Source organism: Paraburkholderia gardini, assembly GCF_907164575.1.
Classification (GTDB): Bacteria; Pseudomonadota; Gammaproteobacteria; order Burkholderiales; family Burkholderiaceae; genus Paraburkholderia; species Paraburkholderia gardini.
The window spans coordinates 1-19,469 of sequence record NZ_CAJQYY010000019.1; the positions used below are offsets into that span (position 1 = coordinate 1).

The window sequence follows — 19,469 nt, forward strand, 5'->3', positions numbered from 1 at the left end:
TCACGTCAATAGCCAGGACAGGCCCCATGTTTCCTCGGCGCCTATCGGCTGCCGCCACATAAATTTGGCCGCAACATAGCCACTAAAATGTTATGCATAACATTTTAGTGGCTTCAACGAGCTGTATGAGAGCGGCCGGGTCCGTGAGGCTGCGTGCTGGGATCACGCGAGACGCTACATCTACGATGTACACGCCAGAACGCCTACCGAAGCAACCCGGCAGGTACTCGAACTGATCGGAGCACTTTATGGCATCGAGGCCGATATCCGTGGCCAATCTGCCCCGGAACGACTGCGTGTGCGGCAAGAGAAAAGTGTGCCGCTGCTCGTGACCATTCAGGCCTGGATGACGGACAAGCTCGCCACGCTGTCGAAGAAATCCGAACTCGCCCGCGCGATTCGATACTGGCTCAACCAGTGGGATGCGCTCGTGCTGTACTGCGCCGATGGCCGTGTGGAGATCAGTAACGCGCTGGCCGAGAATGCCCTGCGCTGCGTCAGCCTGGGCCGCAATAATGCGCAGCCAGAAATTATGTTGAGTCCGTCACTGTCGAATAGTGCCATGCGAGTCGCCGAAGCGATCCGCAAGGATTCGCGGTTCGGCGAGCTACGCATAATTACAACGACTCCAGGAACTGAAGGATGCGGTCCGGTGGTCGATATCGACGATTCTTTACTTGCGGCGGCTGAATCCTCTTCAACGCTCGCTCCTTCATTGTCAGATCAGCTTCCATATAGCCATGTGTTGTCGACGGGCTTTCGTGTCCCAGCCACAAGGCGATGACCGACAGGTCGATCCCTGATTGAAGTAGATGCATGGCAGTCGCGTGTCTAACCAGGTGCGGAGAAACACGTCGCTTGGCGAGTTGCGGACATTGGTCCTTCGCGCGCGTTACGGCAATTCTCATCCGATCGGCGACATTGGAGCGTGTCATCGCGTTTCCCGATCGATTTGGAAAGAGCCTCTGACTTGATGCATCTTGGATCTGCGGCAACCACCCCCTGATGAGCCTTGCCGTGGATCGCCATAAAGGCACCGTTCGTTCCTTGCGTCCTTTCCCAAGAATATGAACGAAGGGTGATGTACCCAGGACGACATCACTGACGCGTAGTGCCAGGATCTCCGAGACGCGCGCCCCCGTGTTATACATCGTTGCCAGCAGAACCCTGTCGCGTTGACCCGCCCAAGTGTCCGGGTCAGGCGCCGTCAACAGTTGCTGAATCTCTTCGCGTGACAGGAATCCGACCATAGGTTTATCGCAACGCTTCATCGGGACGGAGAGTGCACGCTGTATAACGGCCAACGACGCGACGTCACGGTGTGCTGCGTACTTCAGGAACGAGCGCAACGCTGCGAGTCGAACGTTGCGGGTCCGCGTGCTGTTGCGCCGCTCAACTTCGAGGTGTCGCAGAAACGCCAGGATCAGAGGTGCATCCATGTCCGACAGCGTCAGATCAGTTGGGCACCTCCCGAGGCGATCCGATGCGAACTGAAGAAACAGACGAAACGAATCGCGATAGCTCGATATCGTCTCCGGGCTCACCGCGCGTTGCTGCATCAACCGTTCGACGAAGAAGTCCTGCAGGAGCGTCGCAAAGGAAGGAGCCAGGCAGGTTTTAGTCATAACGTACCCCTTCAGCAAAGCGCGCAAATTTCTGGCTCACGATTTCCATGAGATCGGGAACCGCAGTCAGATACCAGTAGGTATCGCTCGGCTTCACGTGCCCCAGATATGTCGACAGCGCAATCATCCGATTGTCGACGTTCACGCCTTCCCGATACCACTTGAGAATGCACCGGCACACAAACGTATGGCGAAGATCATGGATTCGGGGCAACGCGTGGTCACCCCGAGAAGTCCACCCGAGTTGCTCGCGAAGCCGACCGAACACCCAATGCACCGTTCGGGCCTGCAACTTCCTGCCATCAAGATTCACAAAGAACGAAACGCACGGCTCTGCGGCGACGACCAGCGCACGGCGAGTAGCGTAACGCTTCATGGCCAGAGTTACGGTAGGATGCATCGGAATAACGCGCGATTTGTGAAACTTCGTCTCACGCACCGTAAGCGTGCCCTCGGCAAGATTCACGTCGTCTCGAGAGAGATTGATGGCTTCCGAGATACGCAAGCCGGTTGCCGCAATCAATCCAAACAGCGCTTCATATGTAAGCGGTCTGATCGAACCGACGGGTAACATTGCCACCGACGCCGTGAGGAGTTCGCCGAGTTCCTGCTCCGTGTAGATGTGCGGCGCCAGACGACGATGGGCCCGCCCGCACAGGTCGCGTCGCGGAACAACTGTATCGGGATAGAACTGCCTGAGATACTTCGCGAAGGGCCGGATTACCTCGATCCGACGCGCCCATGTAATGGCCCTTTCGCTCGGTGTCGAGTGCGCCCAGGTAAGAGTCAGATCTTCCGTGATCGGACCACGATGCCCCAGCGCGTCCGCGAAGCGGGCAAAGTTCATCGATACGTGCCCAGAGATCTTGAGGTCGAAGCCAAGACAGCGTCGTTCGGCGAGATATGCTTGCGCCAGCGATACCATAGTGTCAGCCGAGTTGACGAAGCGTTTCATGATTTGCTCCCCGGCCATGGGAGCGCGACAGCCTCCATGCTTTGCAGGTCGATCTTCGTGTAAATCGCGGTGGTGTCGATGCTTTGATGGCGCAGTACGTCAGCCACTTCCTTCAACGACGAGCCGGAACGAAGCAGCCGTCGGGCCACGCTGTGCCTCAGAAGATGAGTTCCAGATTGTTCAGTCCAGCCGCAGCGAACATATGCGGCATGCACCGCCTGATGGACACGCCCGGTTCCCAACGGAAGGTCGGCAGGCGCGTAGTGCCGTACAAAGACGGCGCGGGAGGTCGTCGTTGTTCTTCGGGCTAACCGGATATAGTCGGCGATCGCATGACCTGTTGGCTCCGGCAACGGAATGACGTAGCCCCGTCGCGATTTGGTGCGACGGATTTGCAGCGTGCCGTCGCGCCAGTTTAAATCGTCGAGCTGTATTTGCACGACTTCCGCAGCACGCAATCCAATATCTGCCAGACAACGTACCATTGCGTAATCACGCAAGTCGGCCGCCGTTTCGTGATGGAAGGAATTCAGGAGCTGTCCGATCGCTGCGTCCGAAAGCGTTTGAGGTAATGCCGCCAACCTCCATCCTGCTACGTTCGGCACCGCCGCGATCAACTCTGCGACCTGCTCGTTATATTGCATGCTCCTGAATCGCAGATAACTGCGCAACGTTATGCCCGCTACGTGAGCTGTTCCGGCTTTGCACCCGTCAGGGTAACGTGTCACGAATCGACGGACATCCTGAATCGTTAGCCGCTCCATGTCGATGGGTCCGCGACCAAAGCGTTGATGCAAGAAATCGCGAATGATTCGACCGCGCTGATATCGCGTGCACTCGGCAAGGCCGCAAACGTCCTTGAGGTACTCAGTGAAACGACACACCTCCTGTTGTACCGAATCCGGTTCTGCCCAAAGATACCGGGGGACAGCGCACGTGCCCAGGACGACCAGCAAATGCTGAAGTGCCGCGCTGACGTCTGTCCGACATCTCGGAATCGGATCGGGGCAGGTGCATCGAGGCAAATGGTCATTCACGAAGCCGCAGGCAAGTCGATTGTCGACGCGAGCTACGGCTATGCGGCGTGTTGTGAGCCAGTACGCAAAGTGCGCGACGCACCTCACGTAACGGTTGACGGTGCAAGCCGCGTAGCCGGCCTCAACGAGATATTCGCAGTAGCGCTCCGCGAAAGGAGAAAGGACGCTGCGCCTTAACCACGCCTGAGGCTGCGGTCGTAGAGGAACCAAGCCGATCATGATGTTTCTCCTGAATGGGTTACAACCCAAACAGGAAAGCACTTTTTATGTGTAGTTTGCTGCTACCCAACGATCCATGCAAGGCGCGTCGCACTGACGCCCGTGACGAGCCGTACCATGCAAACTCCGCATAATTTCTGGCTGCGCATTATCACCTCAATGCAATTATGTGCATTGTCGCAAGAATTTCCTGTTCGCCGGCTCCGACAGCGGAGGTGAATGGGCCGCTGCGATGTATGGCCTGATCGGGACGTGCAAGCTCAACGGGATCAACCCGCGCGCTTACCTTGAATACGTCCTGACTCATATCGCTGACCACCCCACCAATCGTGTCGACGATCTGTTGCTGTGGCGCGTTGCCGGGAAGCTACCTCGGCACGCCGGCCAATAACCGCTACCGTCGAATTGCCGGGCACAAAGCGCCGGTAGCCTCACTCCTCCAATCATGCCTCACGCGCATGAGGCATTGGGAACGGCTCTCGTGAGGTGCTTACCACCAGGCCCGGTGACAACACCCCCCGGATCATGGCTGCGACTGGGGGCGAGAACCATGCCGGGCCTGGCTGGCCAAATCCTCAATTATCGAGGAGTGAAGATAGTAACGGGGCTAGGTGTATCGGATATTGGGCGGACAGCCGCGATGCGATGTCGATGGCACCCTCATGTCCGGTCGTCAGCAGCTCAGACTTTGCTGACGCGTATCGGAGCGGTCGCGGGAGCATCCAAGATATGAGTGGTAAACATTGGACTCAGGGGCGGGCGGTGCCCCAAATCTTCGTGGAGTAAAGCCTGTGTCGCTGTTGGGTGGGGGAAAGGGTGTCGAGTTGCTAGAATTTTCGATGGCGACTGCGATCGCGGATGGAGTAGCCGGGGATCAATTCGCAGCTAGGCGCTGGCCCATCGAGTGTGGGCACTCGCCAAGAATATGAGTTGGCATTGATTGGTGTAGATCCAAAATGCCTACACAGTGCCTACACGAAACCCAGAAAGCAAAAAGCCCAGTCGCGATGACCGGGCTAAGTGCTTGATATCTTTGGTGGGGCGTGACAGATTCGAACTGTCGACCTACGGATTAAGAGTCCGCTGCTCTACCAGCTGAGCTAACGCCCCCAAACAGACTGCAAATTATGCACGAATCTCGGTTACCTGCCTAGCCCCTTTCGCGGATTTCCTGAAAAAATCTATCGGACGGCTCCTGCAAGCGTATCGAGACCAGGCGCGTTGAATCCGCGCACCCGCTCCAGAACACTGACTCTCACCACGCCCGGTATGATGTCGCGACAACACGAACACGCCGCGCTTGCCAGCGCGACTCGAACCGGGGGCACACGATGGACGACAACGCAATCCGCGAACTGCTAGACCGCGTGCTCGCGCCGTGGGTGCGCTCGCTCGCGCTGACGCCCGTCAAGGTCGACGAAGAGAGCGCCACGCTGCGTCTCCCGTTCTCCGGCGAGTTGCGGCATTCGGGCGGCGTGATCTGCGGCCAGGTCTTCATGGCCGCTGCCGATACCGCGATGATCGTCGCCATTTCGGCCGCGCTTGGCGCCTTCAAACCGATGACCACCGTCTCGCTCAACATCAGCTTCATGAAGGCCGTTCGCAAGGGCGACGTACTTGTCATTGCGCGCGTGCTGCGTCTCGGCCGCAATCTCGTGTTCGGTGAAGTCGAACTGCTCGATGAAGACGGACGGCTGGCCGTCCACGCCACCACCACCTACGCGCTGCTCGACTGAACCGGACCGCGCTCATCACGTCGCACCGGGGGAATCAGTCACGATGTTCGATCAGGTCGTATTCGCCGGCGGCGGCAATCGCTGCTGGTGGCAGGCGGGTTTCTGGGACGTCGTCCAGCCCGAACTGCACATCAAACCGCGCGTCATCTCCGGTATTTCGGCGGGCGCGGCCACGGCGTGCATGCTCTATACGAACGAATCCAGCTGGGTGATGCGCTACTACGAGCACGCGCTGCGCGAAAACACGAAAAACGCGTACTGGGGCAACCTGCTGCGTGGGCAATCTGTGTTCCCGCATTACCGGATTTACCGTCAGGCGCTGCTCGATATTTATGGCGACCGTTTCGCGGCGCTCGCGAAGGCGCCGGAAATCCGCATTGGTGTGTCGCATCTGCCACGCTGGCTGGGCGCGCGTAGCGCCGTGGCAGCCGGGCTGATCGCGTACAACATCGAAAAATACGTCCGCAAGACGCTGCATCCGACGCTGGGTCAGACGCTCGGCTTCCATCCGGAATTCGTGCGCGCGCAGGATTGCGCGACGGTCGAGGATCTCGCCGACCTGATCCTGCAATCGTCAAGTACGCCGCCGTTCACCCCAGTTTTGCGACGCAACGGCCGCCCCGTGCTGGACGGCGGAATGGTCGACAACGTGCCGGTCGGCGCCCTCGACGAAACGCCCGGCATGGTGCTCGTGATGGTCACGCGGCTCTATCCGCGTCCACAGATGTTCGTCGTGCCGCACGGCACGCAGCAGCGTCTGTATGTGCAGCCGTCGCGCAAGGTGCCGATTTCGAGCTGGGATTACACCAGCCCGTCACAGATGCAGCACGCGTATAACCTCGGCCGCGTCGACGGCGAGCAGTTCCTGCAGCGCATGCCCGAACTGCTGGACGCCGCCGCTCACGACTGAACCGCGACGCGCCCATACAGACCTCGCACCGCGCACAAAAGCGCGAGGAGGCCGGCTTACCGGCGCCGTCCGCCCTGCAGCGCTTCGGGATTCGCGACACTCGACGTATCGCCTTCGTCGAATGCGAGGATGTTTTTGAACGCCGCGCTGAAGTACAGCTCGTAGCTATCCCGTTCGACATAACCGATGTGCGGCGTGCAGATCACGTTTTCCATCCGCAGCAGGCTGTAGCCCTGCAGGATCGGCTCGCTCTCGTACACGTCGATCGCGACCATGCCCGGCCGGTTGTGCGAGAGCGCGCCCATCAGCGCGTTATCTTCCAGCAGTTCGGCGCGGCTCGTGTTCACGAAGAGCGCGGTCGGTTTCATGCGCATCAGGTCTTCCTGCCTGACGATGCCGCGCGTGTCGTCGTGCAGACGCAGATGCAGCGACAGCACGTCGCTCTGCTCGAACAGCGCCTCGCGGCTTTCGGCGATGTTGTAGCCGTCTTCCTTCGCCGCTTCGCGCGAGTGTTCACGCCCCCAGATCAGCACGTTCATGCCGAATGCCTTGCCGTAGCCCGCAAGCAGGCGACCAATCTTGCCGTAGCCCCAGATCCCGAGTGTCTGGCCGCGCAAAACAGTGCCGAGCCCAAAGTTCGGCGGCAGCGCCGACGTCTTCAAACCCGACTGCTGCCAGGCTCCTTGCTTAAGGTTTGCCACGTATTGCGGAATGCGCCGCTGGGCGGCCATGATGAGTGCCCACGTCAGTTCTGCGGGCGCGATCGGCGAACCGCTGCCTTCCAGCACGGCGATGCCGCGCTCGGTACATGCGGCCATGTCGATGTGGCTCGATGCCTTGCCCGTCTGGCTGATCATGCGAAGATGCGGCAATTTATCGAGGAGTTGCGAGGTGATACGCGTACGTTCGCGTATCAGAACCAGCGCATCGACTTCGGACAGGCGGCTTGCAAGCTGGCCCAGTCCACGGACAGTGTTGTTGAAAACCTTGACTTCATGGTCGGCCAGCAACTGGAAGCAATTGAGCTTGCGAACGGCGTCCTGGTAATCGTCGAGGATGGCAATCTTCATGGCGTTGTGTTTTACGGCGCACTTAATCGGCGCGGAACGGAGTGATAAGCTGAATGTCCCAACATGTGATTCGCACACATGCTGGTACTGCGGATTGAAGCCCTGTCGAACGGGGCCGGAATATCGACACCGTGTCAGGCAGGCAGAATTCACCCCTGTTTTTAACAGTTTGTTGCCAATCGATGCAAGCCGCTTTACAGACGGTTTCGAACAACAGGCTGGCAGGCCCACGACGTCATGCCCAATCAGGCGGCCCGGAACATCGGCGAAGCAGGATTGGACGCCTCTCGCAGCAGCGTTGCTGGGCTGGTTACCGTTTTTCTTTCAATAACAGAACGGAGACAGCTCGATGAATCATCCCGCATTCAACGGTCAGGCCGCCGTAGAGGCACCGGCCTGGATCAGACACCGGAAACTGATCGACTGGGTTCAGCGCGTCGCCGCGTTGACGAAGCCGGAACGCGTCGTCTGGTGTGACGGTTCGCAGGAAGAGTATGACCGGTTGTGCGCGCAGATGGTCGCGGCCGGCACGCTCAGGAAACTGAATCCGGCGAAGCGCCCCAACGCGTATCTCGCGTGCTCCGACCCGTCCGATGTGGCGCGCGTCGAGGATCGCACGTTCATCTGCTCGCAGCGCAAAGAGAACGCCGGCCCGACCAATAACTGGACCGAACCGGCCGAAATGCGCTCGACGCTCGATGGTCTTTTCGACGGAGCGATGCGCGGCCGCACGATGTACGTCGTGCCGTTTTCGATGGGGCCGCTCGGCTCGCCGATCGCGCACATCGGCATCGAACTCAGCGATAGCCCGTACGTGGTGACGAACATGCGCATCATGACGCGCATGGGCCGCCAGGTGTACGACGTGCTCGGCGAGGATGGCAACTTCGTGCCGTGCGTGCATTCGGTCGGCGCGCCGCTCGCCGCGGGTGCGAAAGACGTGCCGTGGCCGTGCAACGACACCAAATACATTGTCCATTTCCCCGAATCGCGAGAAATCTGGAGCTACGGCTCGGGCTACGGCGGCAACGCGCTGCTGGGCAAGAAATGCTTCGCGCTGCGGATCGCGTCGACGATGGGCCGCGACGAAGGCTGGCTCGCGGAACACATGCTGATTCTCGGCGTGATGTCGCCGGAAGGGCGCAAGTATCACGTCGCGGCGGCGTTTCCGTCGGCCTGCGGCAAGACCAATTTCGCGATGCTGATTCCGCCGGAAGGCATGAACGGCTGGCGCATCTCCACGATCGGCGACGATATCGCCTGGATCAAGCCGGGCAACGATGGACGCCTCTACGCGATCAATCCGGAAGCAGGCTACTTCGGCGTCGCGCCCGGCACGAGCGAAAAGACCAACTTCAACGCGATGGCGACGCTGAAGGAAAACGTCATCTTCACGAACGTCGCGCTGACGGACGACGGCGACGTCTGGTGGGAAGGCATGACCGACGAGCCGCCCGCACACGTGATCGACTGGCAGGGCAACGACTGGACGCCCGCGATCGCGAAGGAAACCGGCCGCAAGGCTGCGCATCCGAACGCGCGCTTCACGGCGCCGGCGTCGCAATGTCCTTCGATCGACGCCGAGTGGGAGAACCCGACCGGCGTAGCGATCGACGCGTTCATTTTCGGCGGCCGCCGCTCGACGACCGTGCCGCTCGTCACCGAGGCGCGCAACTGGGTCGAGGGCGTCTACATGGCTGCGACGATGGGCTCCGAGACGACGGCTGCCGCGGCCGGTCGGCAAGGCGTGGTGCGCCGCGACCCGTTCGCGATGCTGCCGTTTTGCGGCTACAACATGAGCGATTACTTCGGCCACTGGCTGCGGACCGGCGAGCGCCTCGCGCGCCTGAACGTGCAGATGCCGAAAATCTTCTGCGTAAACTGGTTCCGCAAGGGCGCCGACGGCAAGTTCGCGTGGCCAGGTTTCGGCGAGAACATGCGCGTGCTGCGCTGGATGGTCGGTCGCATCGAAGGCAACGCGAACGGCGCGGAACATGCGTTCGGCATCTCGCCGTCATACGACGACATCGACTGGAGCGGCCTGGATTTCACGCGCGAGCAGTACGACGAGGTGATTTCAGTCGACGATGCAGCCTGGCGCGAGGAGCTCGACCTGCACGCCCAGCTGTTCGATACGCTGGAGCGCGGCCTGCCGCCGGCATTGCAGGAAACGCGAACGGCATTGCGCGAACGGCTCACCGCATGACAGCATGACAATGTGAGCACCCGCTTCGCTGTTGCAAACCGCTCAAGCCGCCTACGGGCGGCTTTTTCATGTCCTGCATATGGCAAATTCTTGCCGCTTTCGAGGCACTTTCGACGGTTGCGCATAGCCTTTCGGCATTTTGCGCAATGATTGCTTCAACGGCGGCTTCCTCTCATTGTTTCTGACTGGGGAACAATCGAGAGAGGCATCTCACACAAAAGGGCACAATCGCATAAATTTTTATGTAATCGCTATGTTTCCAGGCAACTTCTGCAGGATTTCAGGAGTCGGAGGAGAATTCGCCATTCGCAGTTCGCTTCGCCTTCCCGGGAAGAAAAAAGCTGTAACACGCAGGAGTTGTCTTATGGATCATTTGCAGTCGATGCGAGTTTTCGTCAAGGTGGCGGATCTCGGTAGCTTTGCCCGCGCAGCTGGCGCGATGGATATCTCGAACGCTGTCGCGACCCGACATGTAGCCGACCTCGAAGGCCGGCTTGGCACACGGCTTCTCAACCGGACAACCCGTAGTCTCTCGCTGACCGAATCCGGTCAGGTTTATCTCGAACGCGCGCGCCAGATTCTCGACGAGCTGGAAGACGTCGAACAGATGGTGGTGGCGCGCAATCATGAACCCGTCGGCACGCTGCGCATCGTCGCGCCCGTGGTGTTCGGGCTGCACAATCTCGCGCCGGTGCTGCAGACGTACGCCGAGCGCTATCCGAAAGTCATCCCGGACGTCACGCTGGTCGACCGGCAGGTCGATCTCGTCGAAGAAGGGTTCGATGTGGGTGTCGTGATCGCGCGGCATATGCGCAGCGCGAGCATCGTCACGCGGCGCCTGACCACCGGCTGCATGACCGTATGCGCGACGCCGGCGTATCTGGAAAAGCACGGCGCGCCGACGCGTCCCGAACATCTGGCCGAACACCCGTGCCTGAGCCTGCCGTCCGAATACTGGGGCGACGAGCGTGTCTTCACGGGGCCGGACGGTGAAGTGCGCGTGCGTCCGACGAACGTGATCGTCGCGAACAACACGGAGATGCTGCGTCAGTTCGCGATGCTCGGCATGGGCATCGCGATCCTGCCAAGCTATCTGATTGGCCGCGATACGACGCGCGGCAAGCTGGTGCGCCTCATGGGCGATTACCGTTTGCCGCAGGTCGAGATCAACATCGCGTACCCGAGCCGTCGACATCTGCCGGCGAAGGTACGCACGTTCATCGATCACCTGGTCGAGCACTTCAACCAGACGCCGAACAGCCAGCTGGGCGAGCAATGGATCAAGGACGGCCTGATGCGCCCGTCCGCGGCAGCGATGGCGCCTGCCTCGGATCGCATGCCACCCGAGGCGTTCGACGGCGCTGAGCCGCTGTCCAGCCTGCTGGACAGCGAAGTGCCCGCGGCCAAGCCGGTCAAGTCCAGTTCGCGGACGCGACCGACGGCGTTATCCCCGCTTTAAGTCACGCGGGCGTAGACGAAAAAAAGCGCAGCCTGGTGGCTGCGCTTTTTTATTGCCGCGCGCCGCCGTGCAAAGCCGGCGCACGCGGTATTGCCTACGAGCCGGTCTTGCGCGCGACAGCCTTTTTCGCGGGCGCTTTTTTGGCGGCCGCGGTTTTGGTTGCCGCGGCTTTTTTCGCGGGCGTTCTGGCCGCCGTTTTCCGTGCCGGTGCAGCCCTGGCTGTGACGCCTGCTTCCTGCGTTTCGGCCTGCGCGTCGTCGCTGGCGCCGGCTGCCTTTTTGGCCGCCGTCTTCGCGGCGGTTTTCGCTGAAGGTTCTTTCTTCTCGAACTCGAAGCCGATCTTGCCGTCGCTCTGCTTCACGAGGAACGCCTTGAAGTTGCGACCGGTACGCGACGACTTGAAGTTCGTCAGCAGATCGGTGCGCCCTTCTTCGAGCAGTTTCGACATCTGTTCGCGGCTGATTTCCTGTTGAAGGATCACCTTGCCCGAACGGAAATCGCAGGTTTTCGGATTCGCCACCGAGTTCTCGCAGACGAAGCTCATGCCGTGTTCGAACACACGCGCCTTGCACTTCGGGCAGGCGCCGACCGGTTCCTGCGCGGAGAAATCAGGCGGTTCGCCGTCTTCGCCGCCCGAATCCTGGCCGAAGTCGAATTCGAGCTTGTAGTTCTTCGTTTCGTCGTCGAACGAGAGCTTGAGGATGGCCGAGAACGGGCGTCCCATCTTGCTGCGAAAGCCCGAGAGCGGGCCGATTGTCTTGTTCTGCAGCAGTTCCTCGACTTCCGGAATCTCGAACTGACGGCCGCCCGGAATCTTGGAAATCGAGAACTCGCATTTCGTACACGCAAAGCGCCGGTAGTTTTCCTTGACCTGGCCGCCGCAATTCGGACACGGCGTCTCAAGCGTGGCGTAGTCGCCCGGAATCGTGTCCGAGTCATATTCCTTCGCGCGCTTGACGATTTGCTGCGTCATGCGCGCGATTTCCTGCATGAACTCGTCGCGCTTCAGGTGGCCGCGCTCCATCTGCGCGAGCTTGTGCTCCCACTCGCCGGTGAGTTCCGGCGCGGTCAGTTCCTCGACACCCAGGCCGCGCAGCAGCGTGGTCAGCTGGAACGCCTTGGCGGTCGGAATCAGATCACGGCCTTCGCGAATCAGATACTTTTCGCCCAGCAGACCTTCGATGATGGCGGCGCGCGTGGCCGGCGTGCCGAGCCCCTTGGCGGCCATCGCCTCGCGCAGCTCGTCGTCCTCGACGAGCTTGCCCGCGCCTTCCATCGCCGAAAGCAAGGTGGCTTCGTTGTAGCGTGCAGGCGGTTTGGTCACGAGCTGATGGGCCGCGACCTTGTCGGTCTTGACCTTCTCGTCCTTCTGCACGGGCACGAGGTTCGCGTCTTCACCGCCGATTTCGCGGCCGTAAATTTGCAGCCAGCCCGGCTCGACCAGCACCTTGCCTTCGGTCTTGAAGTGATGACCGACGACTTCCGTGATGCGCGTCGTTACCTTGAACTCGGCAGCCGGGAAGAACACCGCGAGGAAGCGCTTCACGACGAGGTCGTACAGCTTCTGCTCCGGCTCGGACAGCGCCTTCGGCGCCTGCAGCGTCGGGATGATTGCGAAGTGGTCGCTGATCTTCGAATTGTCGAAGATGCGCTTGTTCGGCTTCACCCAGCCCTTATCGAGCACCTGCTTCGCGAACGGCAGATAGTTGTTGCTCTCCTTCAGCATGTCGAGCGTGCTCTTCACGGTCTCGATATAGTCTTCCGGCAGCGCGCGCGCATCGGTACGCGGATAGGTCAGCACCTTGTGCCTTTCGTACAGCGCCTGGGCGAGACCGAGCGTGTTCTTGGCCGAAAAGCCGAAGCGGCCGTTGGCTTCACGCTGAAGGCTCGTCAGGTCGAAGAGCGCGGGCGAGAGCTGCGTCGACGGCTTCGATTCTTCTGTCACCGTGCCGATCTGGCCGCGACAGGCGGCGACGATCGTTTCGGCAGCTGGCACGCTCCAGAGGCGCGAATCGCGCTTTTCCGGATCGAACTCGTCTCGCTTGAATTTCGGGTCGTACCAGCGGCCTTCATAGAAGCCCGCCGAACAGACGAACTCGGCCTTCACTTCCCAATAGTCACGCGGCACAAAGCGGCGAATCTTCTCTTCCCGCTCGACGACGATCGACAGCGTCGGCGTCTGCACACGCCCGACGGTGGTCAGGAAGAAGCCGCCACCCTTGCTGTTGAACGCGGTCATCGCCCGCGTGCCGTTGATACCCACGAGCCAGTCGGCTTCCGAACGGCAGCGTGCCGCATCGGCGAGCGGCTGCATTTCCTCGTCGCTACGCAGACGGGCGAAGCCGTCGCGGATCGCGGCCGGCGTCATCGATTGCAGCCAGAGACGCTGCACGGGTTGCTTCGCCTTCGCGTGCTGCGCGATCAGACGGAAAATCAGCTCGCCTTCGCGCCCCGCGTCGCAGGCATTCACCAGACGGTCGATGTCCTTGCGCTTGAGCAGCTTCGTCAGCACCTTCAACCGCGATTCGCTTTTTGCGATCGGATTCAGGTCGAAATGCGGCGGGATGACCGGCAGATTGGCGAAGCTCCATTTTCCGCGCTTGACTTCGTATTCCTCGGGCGCCGCGATCTCGAGCAAATGCCCGACCGCCGACGACAGGACATAGTCATCGCTTTCGAAGTATTCGTCATGCTTGGTAAAGCCGCCCAAAGCGCGCGCGATGTCGTTCGCGACGGAAGGCTTTTCGGCGATGATCAGTGCTTTGGACATGACTGGGATGTGAGTATGTGGATCGGGTTTATGGCCCTTTAACGACCGCTTTATAGCACACGCCGCTGAAACGGCAATTCCTGTGCTTCAAAAAGCGGCTCTTCATCATTGAGCGCCCGCCAGTCCGGCAAGCGCGGCTCCCACGCCTGGGGGCGCCCTGAAAGCCTTGCTGGCTGTGCGTTTCGGCGCTTGATGCGGCCTTCTTCAGCCTTCTGGCGACCTGCCGCAATGTGTTTTCGCGCGGCTCAATCGCGCATCGGGCTGGCCTCCCGGCGACGTTTTCAGGCAACAGCCAGCGCTGGTCGCAGTTTAGGTGCGCCCGTGACACCCGCCAGCGCGGTGGACTCGGCCAGCATGCGTTCGACGATGCCCGCCTGTGGAAGCACGGTGCCGAAAAAGCGTGTCGTGCTGGCGTCTTCGATCAGGATCGTCGGGAAATTTTCCACGTCCAGATCGTCGAAGCGGTCCGCGTGCGTCTCGATATCGATCCACGCAAAACAGATGTCGGGATGGCGATCTGCCAGCCGGTCGAACGCGTCACGATACTCGCGGCACGTTCCGCACCACTGCGCGCACAGACACGCAACGAACAACGTGTGGCGGTCGTTGATACGCTCGGCGATCCGGTCCTGATCGGTGTCGAGATTCAGCGCGGGCATGGCGATTCCTTGCGTATTTATGTCAGATGCTTTGGCGCGAATGTAGCATGGCGCGCCGTCAGCTGTGGCTGGCCCGAACGAAGCGGCCGCCCGGTAACACGTTCAGGTGGCCTGCCAGTTCCAGCTGCAGGAGCGCGGCCTGCAACCTCGCCTCGCCCAATTCGGTACGCGTGGCGAGGATTTCAAGCGTGGCCGGCGAATGACCGAGCGCCTCGAGCAGTTGACGGGCTTCTGGCGCGAGCGAAGCCGGGATGCCCGAAGGCGCCCGAAGCGACGGCGCGCCCGTGGAAATCGCGAACCCGAGTTCTTCGAGCACGTCCTCCGGCGTCTCGACCAGTTTTGCGCCCTGCTTGATCATCCGGTGGCAGCCGCGCGAAAGCGGTGCGTGAATCGAGCCGGGGATCGCGAACACATCGCGTCCCATTTCGTTCGCGAGCCGGGCAGTGATCAGCGACCCGGAGCGCATTGCCGCCTCGACGATGAGCACGCCGCTCGACAGCCCCGCGATCAGCCGGTTGCGCTGGGGAAAATGGGCGGAGCGCGCCGGCGTGCCGAGCGGCCATTCCGACACGATGACGCCCGCCGCGGCGATCTGGTGCGCAAGCTGATGATTCGCCGATGGGTACACCACATCCGCTCCCGTTCCAATGACCGCGACGGTGCTGCCGGGTCCGGCGAGCGCGCTGCGATGCGCGGCCGCGTCGATCCCCAGCGCGAGCCCGGATACGACGGCGAGGCCCACGTCCGACAGCGCCCGTGCAAACCAGCCTGCATCTTCGACGCCCTGCGGCGTCGCGCTACGGCTGCCGACCACGGCGACGCTTCGCGCGTGGAGCAGTTCGAGTTTCCCCTTTATATATAGCAGCGGTGGCGGATCGGGCATGGTCAGCAGCGACGACGGATAAGCCGGATCGCCCAACGTCAGCACCTGGTTGCCGGGCGCTTCGCGCCATGCGAGGGCCGCGGCGAGCTGTTCGTCGAAACCGGGCGCGGGCGGCGCGAGCACGGCCCGCGCGGACGCTTCACTGCTTGCCGCTGCGATTGCTGCGAACGGTTGACCAAACAGCGCCTCGGGAAGCCCGAAAGCATCGAGAAGCGTGCGCAGGACGGCGGGTTTGAGTCCACGTGCCAGCGAAAGCCGCAGCCACGCGGCGAGTTCGGCATCGGTCATCGGCAGGGTGCGCATTGCGTGTCAGTCCTTTACGGGCAGCGGCCGGGCGGTCGCCATGCTAAAATTTTCATCATCCGGAACAAAAGCAGCGCCGCGCCCGCCCGCGCGTGCCTTTCAGTCGTGCGTCCAGTCCTGTGTTGAATCGAACTGGTTCGACCGCAATCCTCCGTATAAGCCGATGAGCCCACAAGCTGGCCAGATGGCCATGTATGAGGCCCGGTCCGGTATCAGACTGGAAGCGGCCGTGACGCGCAGCGCTCACTCACTCTCATCAAAACCATGGCTTTACTGAACATCCTCAACTATCCCGACAAGCGCCTGCACAAGATCGCGAAGCCCGTCGAAGCGGTCAACGACCGCATCCGCCGGCTGGTCTCCGATATGGCCGAGACGATGTATGCGGCACCGGGCGTCGGCCTTGCGGCAACGCAGGTCGACGTGCATGAACGCGTGATCGTGATCGACGTGTCTGAAACGCACGATGAACTGCAGGCTTTCATCAACCCGGAAATCATCTGGTCGAGCGACGAGAAGAAGCTTTCCGAAGAAGGCTGCCTGTCGGTGCCCGGGATCTACGACGACGTCGAGCGTGCCGAGAAGGTGCGTGTGCGTGCGCTGAACGAGAAGGGCGAGACGTTCGAACTCGACTGCGAAGGCCTGCTCGCCGTGTGTATCCAGCACGAAATGGATCACCTGATGGGCCACGTGTTCGTCGAATACCTGTCGCCGCTCAAGCAGACGCGCATCAAGAGCAAGATGAAAAAGCTCGCGCACGCGATGTAACGCGTTCCTATCCCGCAAAAGCCCCTGTACATGAGCCATTCGCTGCGCGTCATTTTTGCCGGTACGCCGGAATTCGCCGCCGCGGCACTTGCGGCGATTCACGCGGCCGGATTTCCGGTGCCGCTCGTTCTGACGCAACCTGATCGCCCCGCCGGCCGCGGCATGAAACTGCAGGCGAGCCCGGTGAAACGTTTCGCGCTGGAACATGGCCTCGATGTCGCGCAGCCCCCGTCGTTACGCCGGAACGGTAAATATCCAGTCGAAGCCAGCGCCGCCATCGACCAGTTGCGAGCAACCCAACACGACGTCATGGTCGTGGCCGCGTACGGACTGCTACTGCCGCAGGAAGTGCTCGATATCCCGCCGCACGGCTGCATCAACATTCACGCGTCGCTGCTGCCGCGCTGGCGCGGCGCGGCGCCGATCCACCGTGCGATCGAAGCTGGCGACGCCGAAACTGGCATCACGCTGATGCAGATGGACGTCGGCCTCGATACCGGCGCGATGATTTCCGAAGCCCGCACGCCCATCTGTCCCGACGACACCACCGCAACGCTGCACGACCGGCTCGCGCAGGCTGGCGCCACCTTGATCGTCGATGCACTCGTGGAACTCGAGCGCTCGGGCAAGCTGACGTCCGCGCCGCAACCCGCCGACGGCGCAACGTACGCCGAAAAGATTGCAAAGCACGAAGCGGCGCTCGACTGGCGGCGTCCCGCCATGGAGCTTGCGCGTCAGGTTCGCGCGTTCGACCCGTTCCCGGGCGGCGTGGCGACGCTCGAAGACGGCACCGCGCTTAAAATCTGGGCCGCGGAAGCACTCGATGCCGCTGGTTCAGCGCGTGAAGCTGCGCCCGGCACGATCGTCGAGGTCTCGCCGGAAGGCGTGGTCGTCGCGAGCGGCGCCGGCGCGTTGCGCCTCACGCAACTACAGAAGCCCGGCGGCAAGCGCTTGCCGGTGCGCGAGTTTCTCGCGGGCTCAACCCTTGCCGCAGGACAGCGTCTCAAGCTGCCCGAAGCGCAGTAAGCGCTGCGCCTTCCGCGCTGCGGCGCCCTGATTTCCTCGTCGTTCAGGCAGGATCGTAACGCCGCGGGTGTCGCCGCACCATATGCCGTTCGGCCAGATCTCGCTGCCTCCTCGCGGCGCGTTAGAATCGTTTGTGCATTCCCCACGCGTCCGAGGTTTCAATGTTTGGCATCACTCATTTCGCTTTTTTCGTCGTCGCGGTTTTCCTGCTGAACATAACGCCCGGCCCCGACACGGCTTATATCGTCGGGCGCAGCGTTGCGCAGGGCCGCGGCGCAGGGCTGATGTCGTCGCTCGGTATTTCGGCTGGGTGCTGCGTGCATTCGCTGGCCTGCGCGTTCGGTCTGACCGCGCTGCTTGCGGCGTCGGCTACGGCTTTCACCGTCATCAAGTTCGTCGGCGCGATCTACCTGATCTATCTTGGCGCACGATTGATCCTTGCGAAGCCGGCGGCAGAGTCGCCCGATGCGCCGAAGACCGCTCCTTCGCGCGCGCCCGGCGCGCCGAAATCGCTGCGTCAGCTTTTCCTGCAGGGCTTCTGGACGAACGTGCTGAACCCGAAGGTCGTGCTGTTCTTCGTGTCGTTCTTTCCGCAATTCGTCACTGTGGATAGCGGACACAAAACGCTGGCGTTCCTGGCGCTTGGTGTGGTCTTCGTCGCGATGAGCATGGTCTGGAACAGCTTCGTCGCATGGATCGCCGGCAGCGTGACGCAGCGCTTTTCCGGCAAGCCCGGTGTGAAGAAGTGGCTCGACCGTGGCGTGGGTAGCGCGTTCGTCGGTCTGGGCATCAAACTCGCCACCGCGTCACGCTGATTGAATTTTCCTTGCGCGCCCATATCTAACAAATCACTTACAATCGACCGCCGCACTCGGCGGCTTCATAGGTGAACCCGGATTCGGGCAAGGAGTACAGGAAATGTTTAACTGGGTGAAAACCGCGATGCTGATGGCCGCGATTACGGCCCTTTTCATCGTGATTGGCGGCATGATCGGCGGTTCGCGAGGCATGATGCTCGCGTTCCTGATCGCCGTCGGCATGAATTTCTTTTCGTACTGGTTCTCGGACAAGATGGTGCTGCGCATGTACAACGCGCAGGAAGTCGACGAAACCAGTGCGCCGCAGTTTTACCGGATGGTCCGCGAACTCGCCACGCGCGCGGGCCTGCCGATGCCCAAGGTCTATCTGATCAACGAAGACGCGCCGAATGCCTTCGCGACGGGCCGTAACCCTGAGCACGCAGCAGTGGCGGCGACGACAGGCATTTTGCGGGTGCTGTCGGAGCGCGAAATGCGCGGCGTGATGGCGCACGAACTGGCGCACGTGAAGCACCGCGACATCCTGATTTCGACGGTGTCGGCGACGATGGCGGGCGCGATTTCGGCGCTGGCCAACTTCGCGATGTTCTTTGGCGGGCGCGACGAGAACGGCCGCCCGTCGAACCCGATCGCCAGTATCGCCGTCGCGATTCTGGCGCCGATTGCCGGCGCGCTTATCCAGATGGCGATTTCACGTGCGCGCGAGTTCGAAGCGGATCGAGGCGGTGCGCAGATTTCCGGGGATCCGCAGGCGCTTGCGTCGGCGCTCGAGAAGATTCATCGCTACGCGAGCGGTATTCCGTTCGCGACTGCCGAAGCCCATCCGGCAACGGCTCAGATGATGATCATGAACCCGCTCGCCGGCGGCGGCATCGCGAACCTGTTTTCCACGCACCCGGCCACTGAGGAACGCGTGGCGCGTCTGATGGAGATGGCGCGAACCGGGCGCTTCGAATGATTTGACGCGAGCGCACCCACTTCGGATGAAATGAACCGAAGGGGTACGCTTGCAGGACGGCATTCGC

At 61.4% G+C, this 19,469-nt stretch carries 15 protein-coding genes, 1 tRNA gene and 2 pseudogenes; 10 read left to right on the forward strand and 8 right to left on the reverse strand.

From position 1 onward, the window contains the following. Window positions 1-103: 103 nt before the first annotated feature. Window positions 104-517: pseudogene (locus LPA34_RS16485) on the forward strand (IS66 family transposase); the annotation flags it as partial. A 100-nt stretch (window positions 518-617) separates the two neighbouring features. Here LPA34_RS16485 and LPA34_RS16490 read toward each other — a convergent pair. The 3 genes from LPA34_RS16490 to LPA34_RS16500 are packed head-to-tail and all read right to left on the reverse strand — an operon-like array spanning window position 618 to window position 3,224. Next, a complete protein-coding gene (locus LPA34_RS16490; RefSeq protein ID WP_228980021.1) occupies window positions 618-1,625 on the reverse strand; it encodes a tyrosine-type recombinase/integrase in 1,008 nt (335 codons plus the stop codon). Further along, window positions 1,618-2,580: a tyrosine-type recombinase/integrase gene (locus tag LPA34_RS16495; RefSeq protein ID WP_228980023.1), complete on the reverse strand. Its 963-nt coding sequence runs from the start codon at window positions 2,578-2,580 to the stop codon at window positions 1,618-1,620. The genes LPA34_RS16490 and LPA34_RS16495 overlap by 8 nt, the downstream gene beginning before the upstream one ends. Then, complete coding sequence (locus LPA34_RS16500; protein ID WP_228980025.1) at window positions 2,577-3,224, reverse strand: tyrosine-type recombinase/integrase; 648 nt, start codon at window positions 3,222-3,224, stop codon at window positions 2,577-2,579. Before LPA34_RS16500 ends, LPA34_RS16495 begins: the two co-directional genes overlap by 4 nt. A gap of 790 nt (window positions 3,225-4,014) precedes the next feature. Between LPA34_RS16500 and LPA34_RS16505 the strand changes: the two are divergent. Next, window positions 4,015-4,227, forward strand: a pseudogene (locus LPA34_RS16505) (transposase domain-containing protein); the annotation flags it as partial. 643 nt (window positions 4,228-4,870) lie between these two features. Here the strand turns inward: LPA34_RS16505 and LPA34_RS16510 are convergent. Next, window positions 4,871-4,946: transfer RNA gene (locus LPA34_RS16510), tRNA-Lys, on the reverse strand. Window positions 4,947-5,167: 221 nt separating this feature from the next. Here LPA34_RS16510 and LPA34_RS16515 point away from each other — a divergent pair. Together LPA34_RS16515 and LPA34_RS16520 are read left to right on the forward strand one after the other, a co-directional pair. Further along, complete coding sequence (locus LPA34_RS16515) at window positions 5,168-5,572, forward strand: PaaI family thioesterase (RefSeq protein ID WP_228980030.1); 405 nt, start codon at window positions 5,168-5,170, stop codon at window positions 5,570-5,572. 43 nt (window positions 5,573-5,615) lie between these two features. Beyond that, the gene (locus tag LPA34_RS16520; protein ID WP_228980031.1) at window positions 5,616-6,482 is read left to right on the forward strand and encodes a patatin-like phospholipase family protein; all 867 of its coding nucleotides are present in this window, start codon (window positions 5,616-5,618) and stop codon (window positions 6,480-6,482) included. Window positions 6,483-6,538: 56 nt separating this feature from the next. Here the strand turns inward: LPA34_RS16520 and LPA34_RS16525 are convergent, their stop codons facing one another. Further along, complete coding sequence (locus LPA34_RS16525) at window positions 6,539-7,552, reverse strand: D-2-hydroxyacid dehydrogenase family protein (protein WP_228980034.1); 1,014 nt, start codon at window positions 7,550-7,552, stop codon at window positions 6,539-6,541. Window positions 7,553-7,901: 349 nt separating this feature from the next. Here LPA34_RS16525 and LPA34_RS16530 point away from each other — a divergent pair, with 349 nt between their 5' ends. Together LPA34_RS16530 and LPA34_RS16535 are read left to right on the forward strand one after the other, a co-directional pair. Further along, on the forward strand, window positions 7,902-9,758 hold the full coding sequence (locus LPA34_RS16530; protein ID WP_228980036.1) for a phosphoenolpyruvate carboxykinase (GTP): 1,857 nt from the start codon (window positions 7,902-7,904) through the stop codon (window positions 9,756-9,758). Window positions 9,759-10,122: 364 nt separating this feature from the next. After that, window positions 10,123-11,217 (forward strand): LysR family transcriptional regulator, encoded by a 1,095-nt coding sequence (locus LPA34_RS16535; protein WP_228980037.1) that lies wholly within the window; start codon window positions 10,123-10,125, stop codon window positions 11,215-11,217. A gap of 94 nt (window positions 11,218-11,311) precedes the next feature. Here LPA34_RS16535 and LPA34_RS16540 read toward each other — a convergent pair whose 3' ends face one another. The 3 genes from LPA34_RS16540 to dprA form a co-directional block, all read right to left on the reverse strand. Continuing rightward, window positions 11,312-13,987, reverse strand: coding sequence for a DNA topoisomerase III (locus LPA34_RS16540; protein WP_228980038.1), 2,676 nt, complete (start codon window positions 13,985-13,987; stop codon window positions 11,312-11,314). A gap of 281 nt (window positions 13,988-14,268) precedes the next feature. After that, a complete protein-coding gene (locus tag LPA34_RS16545) occupies window positions 14,269-14,646 on the reverse strand; it encodes a thioredoxin family protein (protein WP_228980040.1) in 378 nt (125 codons plus the stop codon). A 58-nt stretch (window positions 14,647-14,704) separates the two neighbouring features. After that, window positions 14,705-15,832, reverse strand: coding sequence for a DNA-processing protein DprA (dprA, locus tag LPA34_RS16550; protein ID WP_228980042.1), 1,128 nt, complete (start codon window positions 15,830-15,832; stop codon window positions 14,705-14,707). A 264-nt stretch (window positions 15,833-16,096) separates the two neighbouring features. On the opposite strand from dprA, the gene def reads away from it, so the two are divergent. From def to htpX, 4 genes are all read left to right on the forward strand, one after another. Then, on the forward strand, window positions 16,097-16,600 hold the full coding sequence (gene def, locus LPA34_RS16555) for a peptide deformylase (RefSeq protein WP_228980045.1): 504 nt from the start codon (window positions 16,097-16,099) through the stop codon (window positions 16,598-16,600). Between the two features lie 30 nt (window positions 16,601-16,630). Next, the gene (gene fmt / locus LPA34_RS16560) at window positions 16,631-17,626 is read left to right on the forward strand and encodes a methionyl-tRNA formyltransferase (RefSeq protein ID WP_228980046.1); all 996 of its coding nucleotides are present in this window, start codon (window positions 16,631-16,633) and stop codon (window positions 17,624-17,626) included. Window positions 17,627-17,787: 161 nt separating this feature from the next. Next, entirely contained in the window at window positions 17,788-18,441 is a 654-nt protein-coding gene (locus LPA34_RS16565; RefSeq protein WP_228980049.1) for a LysE family translocator, read from the forward strand. Between the two features lie 103 nt (window positions 18,442-18,544). Continuing rightward, the gene (htpX, locus tag LPA34_RS16570) at window positions 18,545-19,402 is read left to right on the forward strand and encodes a zinc metalloprotease HtpX (RefSeq protein WP_228980051.1); all 858 of its coding nucleotides are present in this window, start codon (window positions 18,545-18,547) and stop codon (window positions 19,400-19,402) included. Window positions 19,403-19,469: the final 67 nt, after the last annotated feature.